This is a genomic window from Pseudomonas sp. 18058 (assembly GCF_902706155.1).
In the GTDB taxonomy this organism is placed as follows: domain Bacteria; phylum Pseudomonadota; class Gammaproteobacteria; order Pseudomonadales; family Pseudomonadaceae; genus Aquipseudomonas; species Aquipseudomonas rustica.
This window is the reverse complement of record NZ_CACSJY010000136.1, coordinates 1-447: the sequence shown is the minus strand read 5'-3', so window position 1 is coordinate 447 and position 447 is coordinate 1. Positions and strand designations below refer to the sequence as shown.

General features: G+C 59.3%; 1 protein-coding gene. It reads right to left on the bottom strand.

Annotated features, from left to right (window positions below):
- Positions 1–447: replication protein RepA (locus GVL50_RS28510; protein WP_256672030.1), on the bottom strand; the 447-nt coding region annotated here is incomplete at both ends.

Here is a 447-nt window from a genome sequence, read left to right as displayed (position 1 = left end):
GTGGATAGACCGCGAGCACGGCCCTCAGCGCTACCAGAAACGACACCTTGAAGTCCTTATCCGCGTTCTTGCCCAGGTACTCTTGCCCGAATTGCTCCCGCAAATTCATCCAGTAGAGAATCACCGGCCGGCCCTCGATGCGATGAAGTCGATGCGCGAGCCAGGTGTACACGTCAAGCGAGAGCGCAGATCCTTTGAGTGCGTGCAAGGCCCGGTTATCGAGGGGCACAGCGTTCTCGACCAGCTCGGAAAAGTAGTTCTCAGACAGCACCAACACGCCGGGCCAAAGGGTCTTTTGCCCTGTCTCGCGGTTCGCGGTCCACGCGTCGAACTGCTCAACGGGTTGCCCGTTATAAGTCCGCCCCCTGAAGCCGAGCTGCAATCGACAGGCGGCCAAAGCGCTCATTTGTTTGCGCAGCGTTGAGTAGCGGCGTCCATCGTCTGCAA